The sequence below is a fragment of the Pseudomonas chlororaphis subsp. chlororaphis genome (assembly GCF_003945765.1).
Classification (GTDB): domain Bacteria; phylum Pseudomonadota; class Gammaproteobacteria; order Pseudomonadales; family Pseudomonadaceae; genus Aquipseudomonas; species Aquipseudomonas chlororaphis.
Window position 1 is genome coordinate 1,400,290 of sequence record NZ_CP027712.1, and the last position, 17,461, is coordinate 1,417,750.

16 protein-coding genes are annotated in these 17,461 nt (G+C 61.9%); 4 read left to right on the top strand and 12 right to left on the bottom strand.

Going from position 1 to position 17,461, the window contains the following annotated elements:
• Positions 1-129 precede the first annotated feature (129 nt).
• Positions 130-1,194, top strand: a complete 1,065-nt coding sequence (gene dinB / locus C4K27_RS06285) for a DNA polymerase IV (protein ID WP_009042451.1) — start codon at positions 130-132, stop codon at positions 1,192-1,194.
• A 65-nt stretch (positions 1,195-1,259) separates the two neighbouring features.
• Here the strand turns inward: dinB and C4K27_RS06290 are convergent, their stop codons facing one another.
• From C4K27_RS06290 to C4K27_RS06305, 4 genes are all read right to left on the bottom strand, one after another.
• The gene (locus C4K27_RS06290) at positions 1,260-2,213 is read right to left on the bottom strand and encodes a hypothetical protein (RefSeq protein ID WP_007923917.1); all 954 of its coding nucleotides are present in this window, start codon (positions 2,211-2,213) and stop codon (positions 1,260-1,262) included.
• Between the two features lie 17 nt (positions 2,214-2,230).
• Positions 2,231-3,946, bottom strand: coding sequence for a proline--tRNA ligase (locus tag C4K27_RS06295; RefSeq protein WP_007923915.1), 1,716 nt, complete (start codon positions 3,944-3,946; stop codon positions 2,231-2,233).
• Between the two features lie 129 nt (positions 3,947-4,075).
• Positions 4,076-5,653: an AmpG family muropeptide MFS transporter gene (locus tag C4K27_RS06300; RefSeq protein ID WP_007923912.1), complete on the bottom strand. Its 1,578-nt coding sequence runs from the start codon at positions 5,651-5,653 to the stop codon at positions 4,076-4,078.
• 44 nt (positions 5,654-5,697) lie between these two features.
• Positions 5,698-6,051, bottom strand: a complete 354-nt coding sequence (locus C4K27_RS06305; RefSeq protein ID WP_009042455.1) for an MGMT family protein — start codon at positions 6,049-6,051, stop codon at positions 5,698-5,700.
• A 164-nt stretch (positions 6,052-6,215) separates the two neighbouring features.
• Between C4K27_RS06305 and C4K27_RS06310 the strand changes: the two genes are divergently transcribed.
• The gene (locus C4K27_RS06310; RefSeq protein ID WP_053259841.1) at positions 6,216-7,223 is read left to right on the top strand and encodes a DUF481 domain-containing protein; all 1,008 of its coding nucleotides are present in this window, start codon (positions 6,216-6,218) and stop codon (positions 7,221-7,223) included.
• A gap of 104 nt (positions 7,224-7,327) precedes the next feature.
• Here C4K27_RS06310 and C4K27_RS06315 read toward each other — a convergent pair whose 3' ends face one another.
• Together C4K27_RS06315 and C4K27_RS06320 are read right to left on the bottom strand one after the other, a co-directional pair.
• Positions 7,328-8,710: a toxin-antitoxin system YwqK family antitoxin gene (locus C4K27_RS06315; RefSeq protein WP_242627804.1), complete on the bottom strand. Its 1,383-nt coding sequence runs from the start codon at positions 8,708-8,710 to the stop codon at positions 7,328-7,330.
• Positions 8,711-8,871: 161 nt separating this feature from the next.
• A complete protein-coding gene (locus tag C4K27_RS06320) occupies positions 8,872-9,081 on the bottom strand; it encodes a cold-shock protein (RefSeq protein WP_002554837.1) in 210 nt (69 codons plus the stop codon).
• Between the two features lie 352 nt (positions 9,082-9,433).
• Between C4K27_RS06320 and dcd the strand changes: the two genes are divergently transcribed.
• Both dcd and C4K27_RS06330 read left to right on the top strand, forming a co-directional pair.
• Complete coding sequence (gene dcd / locus C4K27_RS06325) at positions 9,434-10,000, top strand: dCTP deaminase (RefSeq protein WP_007923906.1); 567 nt, start codon at positions 9,434-9,436, stop codon at positions 9,998-10,000.
• Positions 10,001-10,105: 105 nt separating this feature from the next.
• Positions 10,106-10,312 (top strand): hypothetical protein, encoded by a 207-nt coding sequence (locus C4K27_RS06330; RefSeq protein WP_007923905.1) that lies wholly within the window; start codon positions 10,106-10,108, stop codon positions 10,310-10,312.
• 77 nt (positions 10,313-10,389) lie between these two features.
• On the opposite strand, the gene C4K27_RS06335 is transcribed toward C4K27_RS06330, so the two are convergent.
• The 6 genes from C4K27_RS06335 to C4K27_RS06360 all read right to left on the bottom strand — a co-directional run bounded on the left by C4K27_RS06335 (position 10,390) and on the right by C4K27_RS06360 (position 17,324).
• On the bottom strand, positions 10,390-11,154 hold the full coding sequence (locus tag C4K27_RS06335) for an ABC transporter ATP-binding protein (protein ID WP_009042458.1): 765 nt from the start codon (positions 11,152-11,154) through the stop codon (positions 10,390-10,392).
• 13 nt (positions 11,155-11,167) lie between these two features.
• Positions 11,168-12,286 carry a succinylglutamate desuccinylase/aspartoacylase family protein gene (locus tag C4K27_RS06340; protein WP_053259843.1) on the bottom strand — a complete coding sequence of 373 codons (1,119 nt, stop codon included), beginning with the start codon at positions 12,284-12,286 and terminating at the stop codon, positions 11,168-11,170.
• 20 nt (positions 12,287-12,306) lie between these two features.
• Positions 12,307-13,017 carry an ABC transporter permease gene (locus C4K27_RS06345; RefSeq protein ID WP_009042460.1) on the bottom strand — a complete coding sequence of 237 codons (711 nt, stop codon included), beginning with the start codon at positions 13,015-13,017 and terminating at the stop codon, positions 12,307-12,309.
• Complete coding sequence (locus C4K27_RS06350) at positions 13,014-13,742, bottom strand: ABC transporter permease (protein ID WP_009042461.1); 729 nt, start codon at positions 13,740-13,742, stop codon at positions 13,014-13,016. The genes C4K27_RS06345 and C4K27_RS06350 overlap by 4 nt, the downstream gene beginning before the upstream one ends.
• A 56-nt stretch (positions 13,743-13,798) precedes the next feature.
• Positions 13,799-14,581 (bottom strand): transporter substrate-binding domain-containing protein, encoded by a 783-nt coding sequence (locus tag C4K27_RS06355; RefSeq protein ID WP_053259844.1) that lies wholly within the window; start codon positions 14,579-14,581, stop codon positions 13,799-13,801.
• A 319-nt stretch (positions 14,582-14,900) separates the two neighbouring features.
• Entirely contained in the window at positions 14,901-17,324 is a 2,424-nt protein-coding gene (locus C4K27_RS06360; protein ID WP_053259845.1) for a penicillin acylase family protein, read from the bottom strand.
• Between the last annotated feature and the right edge of the window lie 137 nt (positions 17,325-17,461).

The following is a 17,461-nucleotide window of genomic DNA, read 5'->3' on the forward strand; positions in this document are numbered from 1 at the left end:
AATTCATCTTCCGATTTTTCTGGTGGTAGGCAGGAGAAATCAAACTACTGGTGCTATATACAGTTCTCGGTGAGATACTGTCGCCCTGTCTTGTGATCGATCTCTTGCTTCCATGAACTCTGCCTTTATATGACGCAGCGCAAAATCATCCACATCGACTGCGATTGCTTCTACGCCGCCATCGAAATGCGCGACGACCCGCAATTGGCCGGTAGGCCGATGGCGGTGGGCGGCTCGGCGGAGCGACGCGGGGTGATCGCCACTTGCAACTATGAGGCCCGCGCTTTTGGCGTGCGTTCGGCCATGTCCTCGCGGCATGCGCTGACGCTGTGCCCCGACCTGCTGATCGTCAAGCCGCGCATGGAAGCCTACCGGGAAGCGTCGAAAGAGATTCATACGATCTTTCGCGACTACACCGACCTGATCGAGCCTTTATCCCTGGATGAGGCCTACCTGGACGTTTCCGACAGCCCCAACTTCGCCGGCAGCGCCACGCGCATCGCCCAGGACATTCGTCGCCGGGTCTCCAACCAGCTGCATATCACGGTGTCGGCCGGGGTGGCGCCAAACAAGTTCCTGGCCAAGATCGCCAGCGACTGGAAAAAGCCCAACGGCCTGTTCGTGATCACCCCGGACCAGGTCGAGGACTTCGTTTCGGCCTTGCCGGTCAACAAGCTGCATGGCGTGGGCAAAGTCACGGCCGACAAGCTGGGACGCCTGGGCATTGTCAGCTGCGAGGCATTGCGCGAATGGAGCAAGCTGGCGCTGGTGCGCGAGTTCGGCAGTTTTGGCGAGCGGTTGTGGAACCTCGCCCGGGGCATCGATGAGCGACCGGTGCAGAACGACAGCCGTCGGCAGTCCATCAGCGTGGAAAACACCTACGACGTTGATCTGCCCGATCTGCAGAGCTGCCTGGATAAACTCCCGGAACTGATGCAGACCCTGGCCGGTCGGATCGAGCGAATCGACAGCAGCTATCGTCCGGGCAAGCCCTTCGTCAAAGTGAAGTTTCACGATTTCACCCAGACCACGCTCGAACAGGCGGGGGCAGGGCGGGACCTGGAGAGTTATCGGCAGCTTTTGACCCAGGCGTTCAAGCGCGGGGACAGGCCGGTGCGGCTATTGGGGATTGGTGTGCGTTTGCAGGATCTGCGTGGCGGGCATGAGCAGCTGGAGTTGTTCAGCCGTTCCTGAAACAGCATCGCGAGCCAGCCCACCCCCGCAGTGCGGAAACAGGCTGGCTCGCGATGGTTATCTGATCAATGGGCGCCGGGGTCGGCGACCAGGCGGCCGGCGTTCTTGGTCAGCGACTTGAGAAATTCGCTTTGCAGTTCCGGATCGTTGCGGGTCAGCTCGATCAGGCTCTGCTCCAGTTCGCTGGCTTCTTCTTCCAGGCCCAGTTCGGAGAGACGCTTGACCCGGTGCACCCACTGGCTCACTTCGTCATCTTCGAGGTCGTCGTAGATCAGGTTGTGCGCTTCCAGCAGCTTGCCGCGCAGGGTGTTGCTGATGGCCAGCGACGAGTCGGAATGCACGTCGTCCTGGGCATCCGCGACGCTGATCTGCAGCTTGCCGATGTGGTTCAGGTCCTGTTCGGAAAACGGGCTGTCCAACAGGTTCAGGCGCAGTACGCCGTTGCGGTCGGTGCTCAGCTCGTGGGTTTCCTTACCGGCCTTGACCTGTACCGGGCGTTCGCTCCAGGGCAGGCTCGAATACTCCACGCGCTTGTCGCGCTGGACTTCATCGATCCCCGCCAGGTTCTGCTGCGCCCGACCGTGGGACTGCACGTTCATGAACGGGTTGAGCCCGGCCACGCCGTAGCTGATCCAGTCCTTGGTGACGCTGTCCGGCAGGTTGCCCAGGGCAAACACATTGACCACGTTGGCGCCGACACCCGCGACCACGGCTACCGCGCCCAGCGGGATCTCGTAGAGCTCCCGCCAGGGTTGATAGGGCGTGTAGCGATCGTAGCGACGCGTGACTTCGAACTCGGTGACTTCGAAGGTCTTCTGCTCGTGGATGCGTACCCGGCGTTGCGGCAGCTCAAGCACCTTAGGCTCACCGACATCGATCTGCAGGCTGTGATCGAGCAATTTGCGCTCGACACGTTCCTCGTGCTCGCTGCGTTGCGACATCTGGTTGGCACAGCCGCTGAGCAACAGGGCGCCGCACAAGGCGGCGCCACCGAGGCTTAAGGTGTTTCGCTTGAACATGACTTCTCTATCTGGTTTCAGCGACGGATACGGGCTTGGAGGAAGGACAGCACGTCAGCCACCGGCAGCGCTTGCGCCTCGGCTTCGGTACGGCTCTTGTATTCCAGGTTGCCTTCGGCGAGGCCGCGGTCGCTGACCACGATCCGGTGTGGAATGCCGATCAGCTCCATGTCCGCGAACTTGATGCCCGGGCTGGTCTTCTTGTCGCGGTCGTCCAGCAGCACTTCGAAGCCGGCGGCGGTGAGTTGCGCGTACAGCTTGTCGGTGGCTTCGCGAACCTGCTCGGTTTCATAGCGCAGCGGTACCAGGGCGATCTGGAACGGGGCCAGGGTGTCGCTCCAGATGATGCCGTTCTCGTCGTTGTTCTGCTCGATGGCCGCGGCCACCACGCGGGACACGCCGATGCCGTAGCAGCCCATTTCCAGGGTGACCGGCTTGCCGTTCTCGCCCAGCACTTCGCACTTCATCGCCTTGCTGTACTTGTTGCCCAGCTGGAAGATGTGCCCGACTTCAATGCCGCGCTTGATTTCCAGGGTGCCCTTGCCGTCCGGGCTTGGGTCGCCAGAGACGACGTTGCGCAGGTCGGCCACGGTCGGGACCGGCATGTCGCGTTCCCAGTTGAAGCCGAAGTAGTGCTTGTCGTCGACGTTCGCGCCGATACCGAAGTCGCTCATCAGGGCCACCGAGCGGTCGACGATGATTGGTAGCGGCAGGTTCAGCGGGCCCAGGGAGCCGGCGCCGGCGCCGATGGCGTCACGCAGTTCAGTTTCCGAAGCCATCACCAGCGGGCTGGCGACGCCAGGCTGGTTGGCAGCCTTGATTTCGTTCAGCTCGTGGTCGCCACGGATGATCAGGGCGATCAGCTTGCCGGCTTCCTCGGCGTGCACCACCAGGGTCTTGACGGTCTTTTCGATCGGCAGGTTGTAGCCTTCCACCAGCTGCGCGATGGTTTTCGCGTCAGGGGTGTCGACCAGGCGCAGTTCTTCGCTCGGCGCCGGGCGCGAGGTTTCCCGTGGCACGGCTTCGGCTTTCTCGATGTTCGCCGCGTAGTCGGAGCCGTTGCTGAAAACGATATCGTCTTCGCCGGACTCGGCCAGTACGTGGAATTCGTGGGAGCCGGCGCCGCCGATGGAGCCGTTGTCGGCTTCGACCGGACGGAACTTCAGGCCCAGGCGGGTGAACACGTTGCAGTAGGCCTGGTGCATGCGGTCATAGGTGACCTGCAGCGATGCCTGGTCGGCGTGGAAGGAGTAGGCGTCCTTCATGATGAACTCGCGACCGCGCATCAGGCCGAAGCGTGGGCGGATTTCATCGCGGAATTTGGTCTGGATCTGGTACAGGTTGATCGGCAGCTGCTTGTAGCTGCTCAGTTCGTTGCGGGCCAGATCGGTGATCACTTCTTCGTGGGTCGGACCGGCGCAGAAGTCGCGACCGTGGCGATCCTTGAAGCGCAGCAGTTCAGGGCCGTACTCCTCCCAGCGACCGGATTCCTGCCACAGTTCAGCCGGCTGCGTGCTCGGCATCAACACTTCAAGCGAGCCGGCGGCGTTCATTTCTTCACGAACGATGGCTTCGACCTTGCGCATCACCCGCAGGCCCATCGGGAGCCAGGTGTACAGGCCCGAGGCCAGTTTGCGGATCATGCCGGCGCGCAGCATCAGCTGATGGCTGATCACGACCGCATCGGAAGGCGTTTCTTTCTGTGTGGCGAGCAAAAATTGACTGGTGCGCATGGTAGGCCGTTGTCGGTTGCTGAAGACTAGAAATGACGAAGCATTGTACGGGCGAGAACCGTTGGCGTACAGGATTGCGGCCGGGGGAGGTCGGGGCGCCGGATGAATGCCGGTATGCCCCGGGGTTTCCTAGGGTTCTTCGCTGACAGCTGTAGCGGGTGGCGTGGCCGGCGGTGTGGCTTCGGGCGCTTGCGGCGGTTCGGCGCGGCGGTTTTCCTGGAACCAGTGCAGGGCGATCAGGACCAGGGTCGGCACGCCGAGCAGGGCAGTGATCAGGAAGAAGTCGTGATAGCCGAACTTCTCCACCATGACCCCCGAATAACCGCCGATCAGGCGCGGCAACAGCAGCATGATCGAGCTGAGCAGGGCGTACTGGGTCGCCGAGAACTTCAGGTTGGTCAGGCTCGACAGGTAGGCGACGAAGGCCGAGGTGGCCAGGCCCGAGCTGAAGTTGTCCAGGGAAATGGTCACCACCAGCATCTGCAGGTTGGGGCCCATGTCGGCCAGCATCAGGAACAGCAGGTTGGTCGCGGCCGAGGCGGCGCCGCCGATGAACAGGATCGGCAGGATGCCGAAGCGCACGATCAGCAGGCCGCCCATGCCGGCGCCGACCAGGGTCATGATCAGGCCGAAAATCTTGCTGACGCTGGCGATCTGGTCCTTGGTGAAGCCCTGGTCGATGTAGAACACGTTGGCCATCACGCCCATCACCGTGTCCGACATCCGATAGGTGGCGATCAGGCCCAGCAGCAGCAGGGCTTGCCAGCGGTAGCGCAGGATGAAGTCGTTGACCGGCGTCAGCACCGGGGCCAGGCCGCGGCGGCCCATGGCCGACAGGCACAGCGAGGTCAGGATGATATAGAGAATGGCGCGCAGGAACGCTCGGTCTTCCAGTAGCAGGTCCAGCAGGCTGGCGCCTTCGAACAGCACGCTGGCGAAGTCGGTGTTGTAGAGCTGGGTGAACATCGCCGGCACGGACACCAGCAGCACGATCAGCACGAATACCGACACCAGCTGGTGCACGAAACTGTAGCGTCCGGCCGACAGCTGGGTGCGCAGCGGCACCGGCGGTTCGCGCATGAACAGGGTGGTCAGCAGGGCCGGGATCATCAGCACGCCGAACAGCACGTAGGTGCCGGTCCAGGCCGCGTGTTTATAGCTGAAACCGGTGGAGCCGAAACCTTCGGCGAAGAACAGGGCGCCAGCCGTGGCCAGCAGGGCGGCGACGCGGTAGCCGGACATATAGGCGGCGGCCAGGGCGGCCTGGCGGCTGTCTTCGGCGATTTCCAGGCGGTAGGCGTCCACCGCGATGTCCTGGGTGGCAGAGGCGAAGGCGACGATAACCGCAATGGCGATCAGCCAGGACAGGTGCTTTTGCGGATCGCAGAACCCCATGCCGATCAGCCCGAGCAGCACCAGCGATTGCGACAGGACCAGCCAGGAGCGGCGGCGTCCGAGTTTGCCCAGCAAGGGTAGGCGCCATTGGTCGAGCAAGGGCGACCAGACCCATTTGAAGGCGTAGGCCAGACCGATCAGGCTGGCGTAGCCAATGGTTTCGCGAGCCACACCGGCTTCGCGCAACCAGACTGAAAGTGTCGAAAACACCAGCATGTAGGGCAGGCCGGCGGCGAAACCAAGCAGCAACAGCACGAGCGTCGAGGGGCTGGCATAGGCGGCGAGCGCGGCGCGCCAGGTTTTACGGGGCATGGGCTGGAGTCTGCCTCAAGAATTACGGAAACAAAGCGCGCACTCTAACCGCTGTGCTCTACCGGACGCCAGCCATGGCGCCGAATATCCACACGATTGTTCAGGATCGAGACACCTTCCATACGCAGTCGCGCGCGCTGTTCGTCGCCCGAAGCGCTGCCCACGGGCAGGCTGATGCGCCCGCCCGCGCCCAGTACGCGGTGCCAGGGCAGGGTGGTGTCGGCGGGCAACTGGCTGAGGGTGCGTCCCACCCAGCGCGCGGCGCGACCCAGGCCCGCCATTTCCGCCAGTTGCCCATAGCTGACTACCTTGCCTTCCGGGACTTGGGCCAGGGTCAGGTAGAGCGCCGTGCGTCGGATTTCGGCGGGGCTTTGGTCGGCGTCGAGCGGTTCGATCACGTTCGGGTTTCCTGATGCAGGCCTGTAAACCGTCTGTAGGACAAAGGGTTTATTAACAATTGAGAATTGAACTCACTATAGATAGTCGAGTCAGTCCCTACCTGAGGTTTTATTCATGTGGATAATGCCGGTTTTTTTCGCGAACTCGAGCCTTGTATCTGTTTATGTTGTCCAGAACCCTGCTGTGCCTTGCCGTTTTCAGTACCGCCACGCCTTTGCTCGCCGATACCGTCTGGTTGAAGAACGGTGACCGTCTGAGCGGCAAGATCAAAGTGTTCGACGGTGGCAAGTTATTGATCCAGACCGAGTATGCCGGGGCCATCCCGATCGACTGGAAGCAGGTCAAGACGCTGGAGAGCGATCAGGAACTGCTGGTCAAGCAGGATGCCTACACCGGCGAGAAGGCCAAGTCCCTGCACGCGGCGGAAGACGGCAAGGTCACCCTGGCCAATGGCGAGGCGCCGAAGACTGTCGAGCTGGCGAGCATCCAGCAGATCATGAAGCCCAAGCCGGTGGTCGAGGACCTGGTATGGAAGGGCAATGTCGACATAGCGCTGGATTATCAGCGGGCGGAAAAGGACACCGACGACTACGACATCGACTTCAAGACCTCGGCGCGCCACGGCAAATGGCGGCACACGGCGGAAGGCGAGTACAACCGCGAATTCCAGAACGATGTGGTCACCACCGACAACTGGCGCGGCGAATACGCACTGGACCGCTTCCTCACCGATAAATGGTTCTGGCAGGGGCGGTTGAATTACAAGCGTGACAAGGTCGAGGAGCTGGCGCGCCAGCGCGTGGTGGGTACCGGTCCGGGTTACCAGTTCTGGGATAACGAATTGGGTGCGTTCTCCCTGGGTTCGCTGCTCAACCGCACCGACTACGAGTACAAGGATGGCGGCAAAGACAACTTCTATTCCCTGGCCATGAAGTGGGACTACAACCGTTACCTGATTGGCAAGCGGGTCGAGTTGTTTACCAATGGCGAGGTGGGGCGGCCGCTGTCCAATATTGCCGATTACGCCCTGGATGCCGAGATCGGCCTGCGCTACAAGGTCACGGAATGGGCGTCGCTCAACCTCAAGGCCGAACGGGACATCATCAGTGGCACCAAGGACAGCAATCTCAACAAGACCCGCTACACCGCGGGGTTTGGCGTCGCCTGGTAAGCTCGCAGGCCTGGAAATGAAAAAGTCCCGCGGTTTGCACTCGCGGGACTTTTTGTTTGGCAGCGGGAAGAGGGCTGTCTCAATAGCGCTGCGTTATGTCAGCCTCAACTGCATGCACCTTGACGGGTGCCCGTCTGGTACTGGCATTCGCTCTGCAGGCTGCCGTCCTCGTTCCAGAGACGCATCCAGCCATGCTCTTTGCCATCCAGGTAATCGGTCGATGATTCCATCTGACCGCTGTCGTACCAGGTGACGGCGGGGCCTTCGAGTTTCGCGTCCTTGTAGACCTTGTGCTCCTTGAGCTGGCCGTTGTCGTACCAGGTCTTGAAGTCGCCCTGCTCGCGGTGCTGTTCATCCCATTGCCACTGAAGCGTCTGCACGCCCTGTTCGCTCCAGAGGGCATAACTGCGCTGGGTGCCGTGTTCGTCGTTGAATTGCTTCTGCTTTACCTTGCCGTTGGGGTGGTACTGGATTTGCCAACCCACGGGCTGGTTGTCCACGAAGTCGACTGTGCTTTCCAGTGTGCCGTCAGGGTAATAGGACGGGCTGGGGCCGACTTTCTTGCCGGCAACGAACTGCCCGCTGTCTTTGATCTTGCCATCCGGGTAATAGCTGGTGATCGGGCCGTCCGGCAGATTCGCCCGGTAGGTGATGCGCCCGACCCGCTTGCCGTTCTCGTCGTATTCCAGGTATTCGCCGTCGACGCGTTTGCCCTGGCGCCAGTTATAGGACTCGGCGACTTTTCCATTGTCGTGGTAGGTGCTCTGCCAGCCCTCGAGGAGGCCGTCCCTATAGTTCGAGCGTTTAACCACGACACCGCTCTCGGAGTAGGTCAGCGCTTCTCCCTGGCGTTTGCCATTGAGGTCATAGCCAGCGCTGTGGCGGACCTGGCCGTCCGGATAGTAGGTTTTCGAGGTGTGAACAGCCTTGCCCGAAACGAAGTCTTCGGTGCTGACGAAATAGTCCCGGCGCAGGGTGCCTGATTCGACATAGAAGATTTTCGCGTTCCAGGCTTTTTGCCGCTTGTCGTAGCTCATCGGCATCGTCAGGAAGTACGAGGCCTGGCCTTGGCCCGTCGGCGAATAACGCTCGTCGAGGTAGAGCTTGCCGTCGACCTGGGATGCAGTCAGCTCGCCGCATTCCTCGGTGGTGCAGGGCCGGACCTTTTCGAAAAAGGCTCGTTTTCCGTCGCAGTCTGAGAGGGTCAGCAGGAGTGGGGTCTGGTCATCGATCAGTTGCTGGATTTCTTCCAGGGCCTGGCCGAACGACTCCGCGGGGATGCCTGAGGATTCAGGGGTGAGGTAAACCTCGTTGCTGCCGCAACGATGGGCGCTGGAAAGCTCCAGCAGTACCGCGCGTCGCAACTCGGGTTGTTGCTGCGAGTCCTTGGCAATGTAGCTGGCGCCGCTGTCCATGCCGACGATGATCGTTGGATGGTCGGGGCGAGGTGTGGCGTTGAGTGCGAGAGGGAGGGCGAGTGTGAGCACCGCTGCGCTCAACAACTTCCGGTGTCTGAACGGCATCCTGCAGTTTCCATATGATTGTCCGAGGGGGCGGATCATATAGCCTGGGTGCCATTAAGCAAAAACATCCGGGCACAAAAAAGCCCCGCTTTGAGGGCGGGGCTTTTTTACTGTTTCAGTACAAGTTAGATAACTTGAACTTCTTCAGCTTGCATGCCTTTCTGACCGCGGGTAGCGATGAAAGAAACCTGTTGGCCTTCTTTCAGGCTTTTGAAGCCGTCGGATTGGATAGCTTTGAAGTGTACGAACAGGTCGTCACCGGATTGTGGAGTGATGAAGCCGAAGCCTTTTTCATCGTTGAACCACTTAACGGTACCGGTTTGGCGATTAGACATGGTGTATCTCCTTGGACAAAGTTAACTGCGACTCAGGAAAAGCCCTGGCCGAGACTGAGTGCAAAGAGCAGGAAAAATTCTTGGAGATGGTTGGATCGAAATTCAACATCGTGTAGAGATTCTCAGTGACACAAGCAGCACAGTGGCGCCACCTTAACCCTTTTTCCGGAACCTGCCAATGTTCTTTGCGAAGGATTCGCGCTTTTAGTGACTGGCGGTGCCGTACATACCTTCCAGCCCGCAAGTATTGCGGCTTTCAGCGAGAAAAGCGGCCCAGACTTTGAACCCGCAGGCGCACCCCGGTAAGATGCCGGACAGAATTTTTCCACCTCGCTATTTCAGGACACCCGCCATGAGCATCAAATCGGACAAGTGGATTCGCCGCATGGCGCAAGAGCACGGCATGATCGAGCCTTTCGTGGAGCGCCAGATGCGCGGCGAAGGCGCGGAGCGGCTGATTTCCTTCGGCGTGTCGAGCTACGGCTACGATGTGCGTTGCGCCGATGAGTTCAAGGTGTTCACCAATATCAATTCGGCCACCGTCGATCCGAAAAACTTCGACGCCGGCAGCTTCGTCGACATCAAGAGCGACGTGTGCATCATTCCGCCGAACTCCTTCGCCCTGGCCCGCACCGTCGAGTACTTCCGTATTCCGCGCAACGTGCTGACCATCTGCCTGGGTAAAAGCACCTACGCCCGTTGCGGCATCATCGTCAACGTCACCCCCCTCGAGCCTGAGTGGGAAGGTCACGTGACCCTGGAGTTCTCCAACACCACCACCTTGCCGGCGAAGATCTACGCCAACGAAGGCGTGGCGCAGATGCTGTTCCTGGAGTCCGACGAAGAGTGCGAAGTGTCCTACAAGGACCGTGGCGGCAAATACCAGGGCCAGCGTGGCGTGACCCTACCGCGTACCTGAGTCGTTCATCTGACAAATAGCGGGAATTCCTCAGCGGGCAGATACTCTAACCAGAGACTGCCCCGGTTTGCGCACAGCGGACCGTGCTTAGCTCAGGAGTGCCTCATGAAGATCGATCCGCTTATAAGCGCCACACTTGCCAGACTTGAGCCCAATCAGGTCGGCGTCCTGGCCTGGTCATTGCTGGCGCACCCCAGCGCGGCAGGCGGCATTCCCGGTCAACCCGACCCGGACACCCCGCAACCCGCCGAGCCGACCGAACCTGGCGAACCGACCTTGCCGGACGAACCGCCTCCCGCTCCTGTCGCCTGACTGACGCCAACTCATAAAAAAGGCCAGCCCGCCGGACTCCACCGGCGGGCTGGCCTTTGTCCATAGTGGCGCCTGGCTTACTTCAGGTTACCGCTGAGGAACTGCTGCAAGCGCTCGCTCTTCGGATTGCCCAGCACCTCTTCCGGCGCGCCTTCCTCTTCCACCAGGCCCTTGTGCAGGAACAGCACCTGGCTCGACACCTTGCGGGCGAAACTCATTTCATGGGTGACCATGATCATGGTCCGGCCTTCCTCGGCCAGGCCCTGGATCACCTTGAGCACTTCGCCCACCAGCTCCGGGTCGAGGGCCGAGGTGGGTTCGTCGAACAGCATCACTTCCGGCTCCATCGCCAACGCCCGGGCAATTGCCACCCGCTGTTGCTGGCCACCGGAGAGAAAGGCCGGGTACTGGTCGGCCACACGGGGGAGCAGGCCGACCTTGTCCAGGTAGCGCCGGGCGCGGTCTTCGGCGTCCTTCTTGCTGATCCCCAGCACCCGGCGCGGCGCCATGGTGATGTTCTCCAGCACCGTCATGTGGCTCCACAGGTTGAAATGCTGGAACACCATGGCCAGACGGGTGCGAATCCGTTGCAGCTCGTCGGCGTCGGCCACGTGCATGCCATGGCGGTCCTTGACCATGCGGATCGGCTGGCCATCCAGGCTCATGGCGCCGTCGTCCGGGGTTTCCAGGAAGTTGATGCAGCGCAGAAAGGTACTTTTGCCCGAGCCGCTGGCGCCGATCAGGCTGATGACGTCGCCGGTCTTCGCCTTGAGCGAAACACCTTTGAGCACTTCATTGTCGCCATAGCATTTATGCAGGCCTTCAATGGTCAGTTTGTACATGGGGCATGCATCCTCAAGGCGAAAGTAGGTAGCCGCTGCGATAGGCTTCGCGGCCAGCGACATGGGCGATCACCATGCCGGCGGTGGCCATGCGGCGCAGCGAGCGGGCGTAGAGCAGGCCGGCGCAGCTGCAATGAATGGGGGTGACGCGATCGTTGATCGGGTCGATGACTTCGGCCACCTGTTGCCCGGCTTCGAGGTACTCCCCGGGCAGGGCGGTGAACACCAGCAGGCCGCCCACGGGCGTGGCCACAGGTTCTACGCCGGCCAGCGGGGTGGCAGGGTAGGGCAACTCGGGCATGGGCGGAGCCTCGCCGGCGATAGCGCCGAAATGGCTCAGATAATCCAGTATGGCTTGGCAATCCCGGCTGGCCAGGTCGTGGTTGACGTCGCCCTGGCCGCGCAGCTCGACGGTGACCGAGAAGCTGCCGTGGGGAATGGCGAAGCGCTCGCCGAAACGCTGCTGCAATTGCCACCAGAGCAGGGTGAAGCACTCGTCGAACGACTGGCCGCCGGAGTTGGTGGCCAGCAGGCAAGCTTGCGAGCCGATATAGCGGGCCAGCGGTTCGACCTGCGGCCAGGCCTCGGGCGTGGTGTACAGATGGGCCACGGCTTCGAAATCGCAATGCAGGTCCAGCACCATGTCCGCGTCACAGGCCAGGCGCTGCAGGGCCAGGCGCTGGGACTGCAACTGGGTGCCGGCGGTCTGCCGCGCCAGGGCGTTGCGCAGGCTGGCGCGGATGATTTCACGGTTATGCCGCGGATCGTCGCCCAGTTGGCCTTCGATGTCGTTGCCGACCTCTTCGCCGAGGTCGAGGAACCAGCGATTGAAGTTCTGCCCGCTTTCCAGCTCGTAGCGGCCCAGCGGCACGTCCATCAGCACCTGTTCCAGGCCGGCCGGGTTGGCCACCGGGACCAGGACGATTTCGCTGCGCAGGCGGCCCTGGGTCTCCAGTTCCGCCAGGCGTGCCTTGAGGAGCCAGGCCACGAGCATGCCCGGCAGTTCATCGGCGTGCAGCGACGACTGGATGTAGATCTTGCCTTCGGCCCGCTCGGGGCCGAAGTGAAAGCTGTGGATCTGGCGCGAGGTCCCCGGTAGCGGGGCGAGCAGATCATGAGTCTGTTGGCGCATGGATGATGATTTGCCTTGTTCTAGTGAGTCGGCCCGAGGAAGGCCAGCCAGCGGCGTTCGGCGAGGCGGAACAGGCCGACCAGGGCGAAGGTCACGGTGAGGTAGATCAGCGCGGCGATGCCGAAGGACTCGAAGGTCATGAAGGTGGCCGAGTTGGCGTCGCGGGCGACTTTCAGCACATCCGGGATGGTTGCGGTGAAGGCCACGGTGGTCGAGTGCAGCATCAGGATCACTTCGTTGCTGTAGTAGGGCAGCGAGCGGCGCAGGGCCGACGGCATGATCACATAGGCGTACAGCTTCCAGCCGCTGAGGCCGTAGGCCTTGGCCGCCTCGACCTCGCCATGGGCCATGCTGCGGATCGCCCCGGCGAAAATCTCCGTGGTGTAGGCGCAGGTGTTCAGGGCGAAGGCGAGGATGGTGCAGTTCATCGCGTCGCGAAAGAACGCATCGAGCACGGGCTGGGCGCGGATCGCGGCGATGCTGTAGATCCCGGTGTAGCAGATCAGCAGCTGGATATAGAGCGGCGTGCCGCGAAACAGATAGGTGTAGAACTGTACCGGCCAGCGTAGGTAGAGCTTGGGCGAGACCCGGGCGATGGACAGCGGGATCGACACCAGGAAACCGATGAAGATCGAGGCGCTGAGCAGCCACATGGTCATGGCCAGGCCGGTGATGTTGTAGCCGTCGCTGTAGAGGAAGGGTCTCCAGTATTCCTGCAGGAGCTCGATCATCGCACCGCCTCCCGCGAGCCCGCGGCATAACGGCGTTCGAGCCAGCGCAAGACGATGTTGGAGGCGCTGGTGATGACCAGGTAGATCAACGCCGCCAGGACCAGGAAGTAGAACAGCTGATAGGTGCTCTTGCCGGCATCCTGGGCCGCCTTGACCAGGTCGGCCAGGCCGATGATCGACACCAGCGCGGTGGCCTTGAGCATCACCATCCAGTTATTGCCGATACCTGGCAGGGCAAAACGCATCATCTGTGGAAACACCACGAAGCGAAAACGCTGGCCGCGCTTGAGGCCGTAGGCGGTGGCGGCTTCTATCTGCCCGCGCGGCACGGCGAGGATGGCGCCACGGAAGGTTTCGGTGAAGTACGCCCCATAAATGAAGCCCAGGGTGATGACCCCGGCGCTGAACGGGTCGATCTCGATGTATTCCCATTCCATGAAGTTGGTGAAGGTGGTCAGCCAGGTTTGCAGGCTGTAGAAAATCAGCAGCATCAGCACCAGGTCCGGTACGCCGCGGATCAGCGTGGTGTAGAGCTGGGCGGGCAGGCGCAGCAGGCCCAGCCGCGAGAGTTTGGCGCTGGCGCCGAGCAGGCCGAGCAGGACACTGAGTAACAGCGACAATACCGAGAGTTTGATGGTCATCCAGGTGCCTTCCAGCAACAACGGACCGAACCCCTTGAGGCTGAAGGCGGAAAGCCCAAGGGTTTGCAGAAGTTCTTCGAACATAAATCAGAGACCTGTGGCGATAAAAAAGGCGCCCATCGAGGATGGGCGCCAGGACCTTATTTACCGCTGTAGAGATTCAGATCGCCAAAGTGCTTTTTCTGAATGGTGGCGTAGGTGCCATCGTCGTGTAACGCTTTGATACCTTTATTCAGAAGGTCCTTGAGCTCTTTGTTACCTTTGGAGATACCGATAGCTGTCTTGGCCGGCAGCAGCGGGCTGTCCACTGGCTTGCTCACTTCGTAGTCGGCGCCTTGTGGCGACTTCAGGAAGCCCAGCTCGGCTTGCAGCATGTCCTGGATCGACGCATCGAGACGCCCGGAGATCAGGTCGGCATACACCTGGTCCTGGTTCTGGTAGGCCTGGGTTTTCACTCCGGCCTTGTCCAGCACGGCCTTGGCGTAGGCTTCCTGGATGGTGCCCTGCTCGTAGCCGACAGTCTTGCCCTTGAGCGAGGCGGTGTCTTCGGTCAGGCCGGAACCTTTCTTGAACACGAAGGAAGTCGGGCCGGAGAACAGTTCGTTGGAGAAGTCGATGACTTTCTCGCGGGCCGGGGTGACGGTCATGGATGAGATCACACCGTCGAATTTATTGGCTTTGAGGCCCGGGATCATGCCGTCGAAGTCGCTTTCGACCCATTTGCACTTGACCTTCAGTTCGGCACAGATGGCATTGCCCAGATCGATGTCGAAGCCGGCCAGGCTGCCGTCGGCGGCCTTGGATTCAAAAGGTGCGTAGGACGGGTCAACGCCGAAGCGCAGTTCCTTGTATTCCTTGGCCAGCGCGGAACCGGCGGCCATGCAGAGAGCCAGTGCAGAAAGGGTCAGCAATGCTTTTTTCATTATTCAATCCCTAAAAACCAATATGAGCGCTTGTGGCGCATTAGTACTGTTACTGCAAAGCGTCAGACTTAATGAAAGTAGCAATTTCCGAACCAGAGTCCCGAACAAGTGTTTTAAAAGGTGGTGCGAGAGCCTGCCATGGGGCGGCCGCGCCCCAAAAAAGAGCGTGTGGGAGGCCTTGCATCAATAGGGCGCGTGGGAGATTTCGAGTAGGAAAGGGCGCGGCTGCCGAGAGCGTGGCAGGGCCGGATCGGTGAGGGGATTGAAGCGTTACCGGGCGCAAGCCCGCCCCTTGTGCAGAGGGGCGGGCTGGCCAGTGTTACTTGCCTGGCGCCAGGGTCAGGCGGGTCTTGCCGTAGAGGCGGTCGAAGTTCTGCGGTTGCAGCGGCAAGCTCAGGTACTGACCCTTGAGCCAGGCGTCGATGCCGTTCAGGTAGTTCGGGCTGGCCGGGTTGCCGGACTGGCCGCTGCTGTTGATGACGCTCAGCGGTTCGCTCTGGCCGAAATCGACGATCAGCCGTAGCGCCGGAGCCTGGGTCACATTGAAGTCCTGGCCCCAGCGGTACGGCGAACTGTTCAGGGTGCTGTGATCGCCACCGGCCTGCAATGGCCCACGAATCACCTGGCCACTGGCGTTCTTCCAGTTGTAGCTGTGCAGCTTGCCCCACTGCCAGGCCCGGCGGTCGCCACCCAGCTGACTTTCACCGGCGCTGATGGCGGCGGCCAGGCTGCGGGCGAGGATCGCCGGCTTGTCTTCTTTCTGCGGGGTGCGGCTGTCATCCCAGAACGGGCTGTCTTCCTGGCCCAGCAGGTGGTCGGCCTGGGCCGAGTAGGACAGCGCGCCGTTGGCCACCAGGGCTTTCCAGGCCGGGCTGGACTCCGGGCCCAGTTTGTCGAGGAAGATCTGCCGGGCGCTTTCCTGCAGGAACAGCTCATAGATCGCCGCATCGGCCGACACCGGGCTGAGTTTGCCGTCGAACGCCATCAGGTGGCTGTAGGCCTCGCGGGCCTTGCTGCGGTCTGCTTCGGGCAGGGCGTCGATGGCTTTCTTCAGGGGCTGCGCCATGCCGGGGGCTTCGAACATCTTCTTCAGCTTGGCGGCGAAGGGAGTGGTTTGGTCGTACTGCATGGCGATCATGCTGCGCCCGTCGTGCTTGCCGCTGCCGGCCAGCTCGGCCAGGCGTTCGCCACGCTCGGGGTAGTACCAGGAGTTGGACAGCTGCATGCCATAACCGTGGGGGATGATCCGCTGGTTGGCGGTGCCCAGCCAGCCTTGTGCCGGGTCCTGGTCATAGGGATGTAGCATCGGGTCGGCATAACCGTCCCAGTCGTAACGGCCTTCCCAGCCCGGCGATGGCAGCAGGCCTTCGCCTTCACGGCGGTTGGGGAAGCGGCCGGTGACCTGCCAGCCGATATGGCTGGCATCGGCGAACAGCATGTTCAGGCCGATGGCGCGGATCTCGCGGCTGGCGTCGGAAGCCCGCTCCACGTTTTGCGCCCGCGTCAGGTCGAAGAACGCATCCAGGCTCTTGTCGTCCGCAAGGTTCGGCTGTTGCAGGGCCAGGCCGTAGCCGGCGTTGAGGTTGCTCGAGCTGTTGAGCAGGGCGCCATGACGGGTTTCATAGACCGCCTCGCGAATCGGCCGCTGGCCTTTGACGAAGTAGGTTTCGTTGCGCACCACGGCCGGCAGCCATTTGCCGTTGGCTTCGTAATACAGCGCATTGCCCTGGCGCTTGAGTTTTTCCAGGAACAGGTCCTGGTTGTCGCCGGCGACCGAGGTCATGCTCCAGGCCACCTGGCCGTTGAAGCCCTGGACGATCATCGGCAGGCCGGCGATCGAAGCGCCCGCGGCCTGGTACTTGGGCGCGCGGATCTGCACCAGGTTCCATGCCGGCGAGTGGCTGTCGGCGGCCAGCAGGCTTCTGCCGCTGCGGCTGCGCTGTGGCGCGATGGCCCAGTTGCTGGCGCCGGCCACGCTCAGCGGGTTGAGTTCGCCGAGCTTGCCGGCGGCGCTGCTGATTTCGCTCAGGCCCGGGACATTCAGGTTGAGACCCTTGAGTTTGTCGCTCTCGGCCAGCGGCAGTGCTTCGTCCGGGTAGCTCGGGGTCAGCCAGGCGAGCTTGTCGGCGCCGACTTTCTGCGCCAGCACCAGGGCGTTGATTTCTTCCGGCAGGTTGGCCGACTGGCTGAAGTTCAACAGGCAGAAAATCAGCGCCGAATCTTCCGGCTTCCAGTATTCGGGCTTGTAGCCGGTGGCGGCCAGGTCCGGCGGCAGCTTGTCGCGGTAGCGGAACAGGTAGGCGTTGACCCCGCGGGCGTAAACCTCGAAGAAGCGCTTGATCCGTGGGGACGAGGCCTTGTACAGCTCGCCGGCACTGTTCTTCAGGTTGACCGCGCGCATGTAGCGGTCGACATCCAGCGCATCGGCGCCGGACATCTCGGCCAGCCGGCCCTGGGCCAGCAGGCGCAGGGTCACCATCTGGTTGATCCGGTCGCTGGCGTGCACGTAACCCAGGGCGAACAACGCATCGTGGAAGGTGTTGCTTTCGATCAGCGGCATGCCCATGGCATTGCGCCGCACCGAAACGTTCTGGGCCAGGCCCTTGAGCGGTTGCACGCCGGAGGTCGGCGGCAGGCTGTCCTGGGTGTTCCATGACTGGCAACCGGCCAGGCTGAGAACGCCGGCCACTGCCGCGGCAACGCCGAACCGGGGAAGAAAATGTGAGAAGGCTGGCGAGGCCATGGCAAAGCTCCTGCGGGGGGTAGCGTCGATAAAGGCGCTACGTTAGTGAGCAGGCGAGTGCCGCGCAAGCGGGGGCCGAGAGTATTTCTGCGTTGCCGGATAAATAGCCCGCGCCGGCCGCCCGGTGGCTGCCCGAA

Bases quoted from the DNA above. Each gene is read 5' to 3' on its own strand.
- dinB (WP_009042451.1), top strand. From the start codon at position 130: ATGACGCAGCGCAAAATCATCCACATCGACTGCGATTGCTTCTACGCC.
- C4K27_RS06335 (WP_009042458.1), bottom strand. From the start codon at position 11,154: ATGTACAAACTGACCATTGAAGGCCTGCATAAATGCTATGGCGACAAT.
- C4K27_RS06340 (WP_053259843.1), bottom strand. From the start codon at position 12,286: ATGCGCCAACAGACTCATGATCTGCTCGCCCCGCTACCGGGGACCTCG.
- C4K27_RS06300 (WP_007923912.1), bottom strand. From the start codon at position 5,653: ATGCCCCGTAAAACCTGGCGCGCCGCGCTCGCCGCCTATGCCAGCCCC.
- dcd (WP_007923906.1), top strand. From the start codon at position 9,434: ATGAGCATCAAATCGGACAAGTGGATTCGCCGCATGGCGCAAGAGCAC.
- C4K27_RS06350 (WP_009042461.1), bottom strand. From the start codon at position 13,742: ATGTTCGAAGAACTTCTGCAAACCCTTGGGCTTTCCGCCTTCAGCCTC.
- C4K27_RS06360 (WP_053259845.1), bottom strand. From the start codon at position 17,324: ATGGCCTCGCCAGCCTTCTCACATTTTCTTCCCCGGTTCGGCGTTGCC.
- C4K27_RS06345 (WP_009042460.1), bottom strand. From the start codon at position 13,017: ATGATCGAGCTCCTGCAGGAATACTGGAGACCCTTCCTCTACAGCGAC.
- C4K27_RS06290 (WP_007923917.1), bottom strand. From the start codon at position 2,213: ATGTTCAAGCGAAACACCTTAAGCCTCGGTGGCGCCGCCTTGTGCGGC.
- C4K27_RS06320 (WP_002554837.1), bottom strand. From the start codon at position 9,081: ATGTCTAATCGCCAAACCGGTACCGTTAAGTGGTTCAACGATGAAAAA.
- C4K27_RS06310 (WP_053259841.1), top strand. From the start codon at position 6,216: ATGTTGTCCAGAACCCTGCTGTGCCTTGCCGTTTTCAGTACCGCCACG.
- C4K27_RS06330 (WP_007923905.1), top strand. From the start codon at position 10,106: ATGAAGATCGATCCGCTTATAAGCGCCACACTTGCCAGACTTGAGCCC.
- C4K27_RS06355 (WP_053259844.1), bottom strand. From the start codon at position 14,581: ATGAAAAAAGCATTGCTGACCCTTTCTGCACTGGCTCTCTGCATGGCC.
- C4K27_RS06295 (WP_007923915.1), bottom strand. From the start codon at position 3,946: ATGCGCACCAGTCAATTTTTGCTCGCCACACAGAAAGAAACGCCTTCC.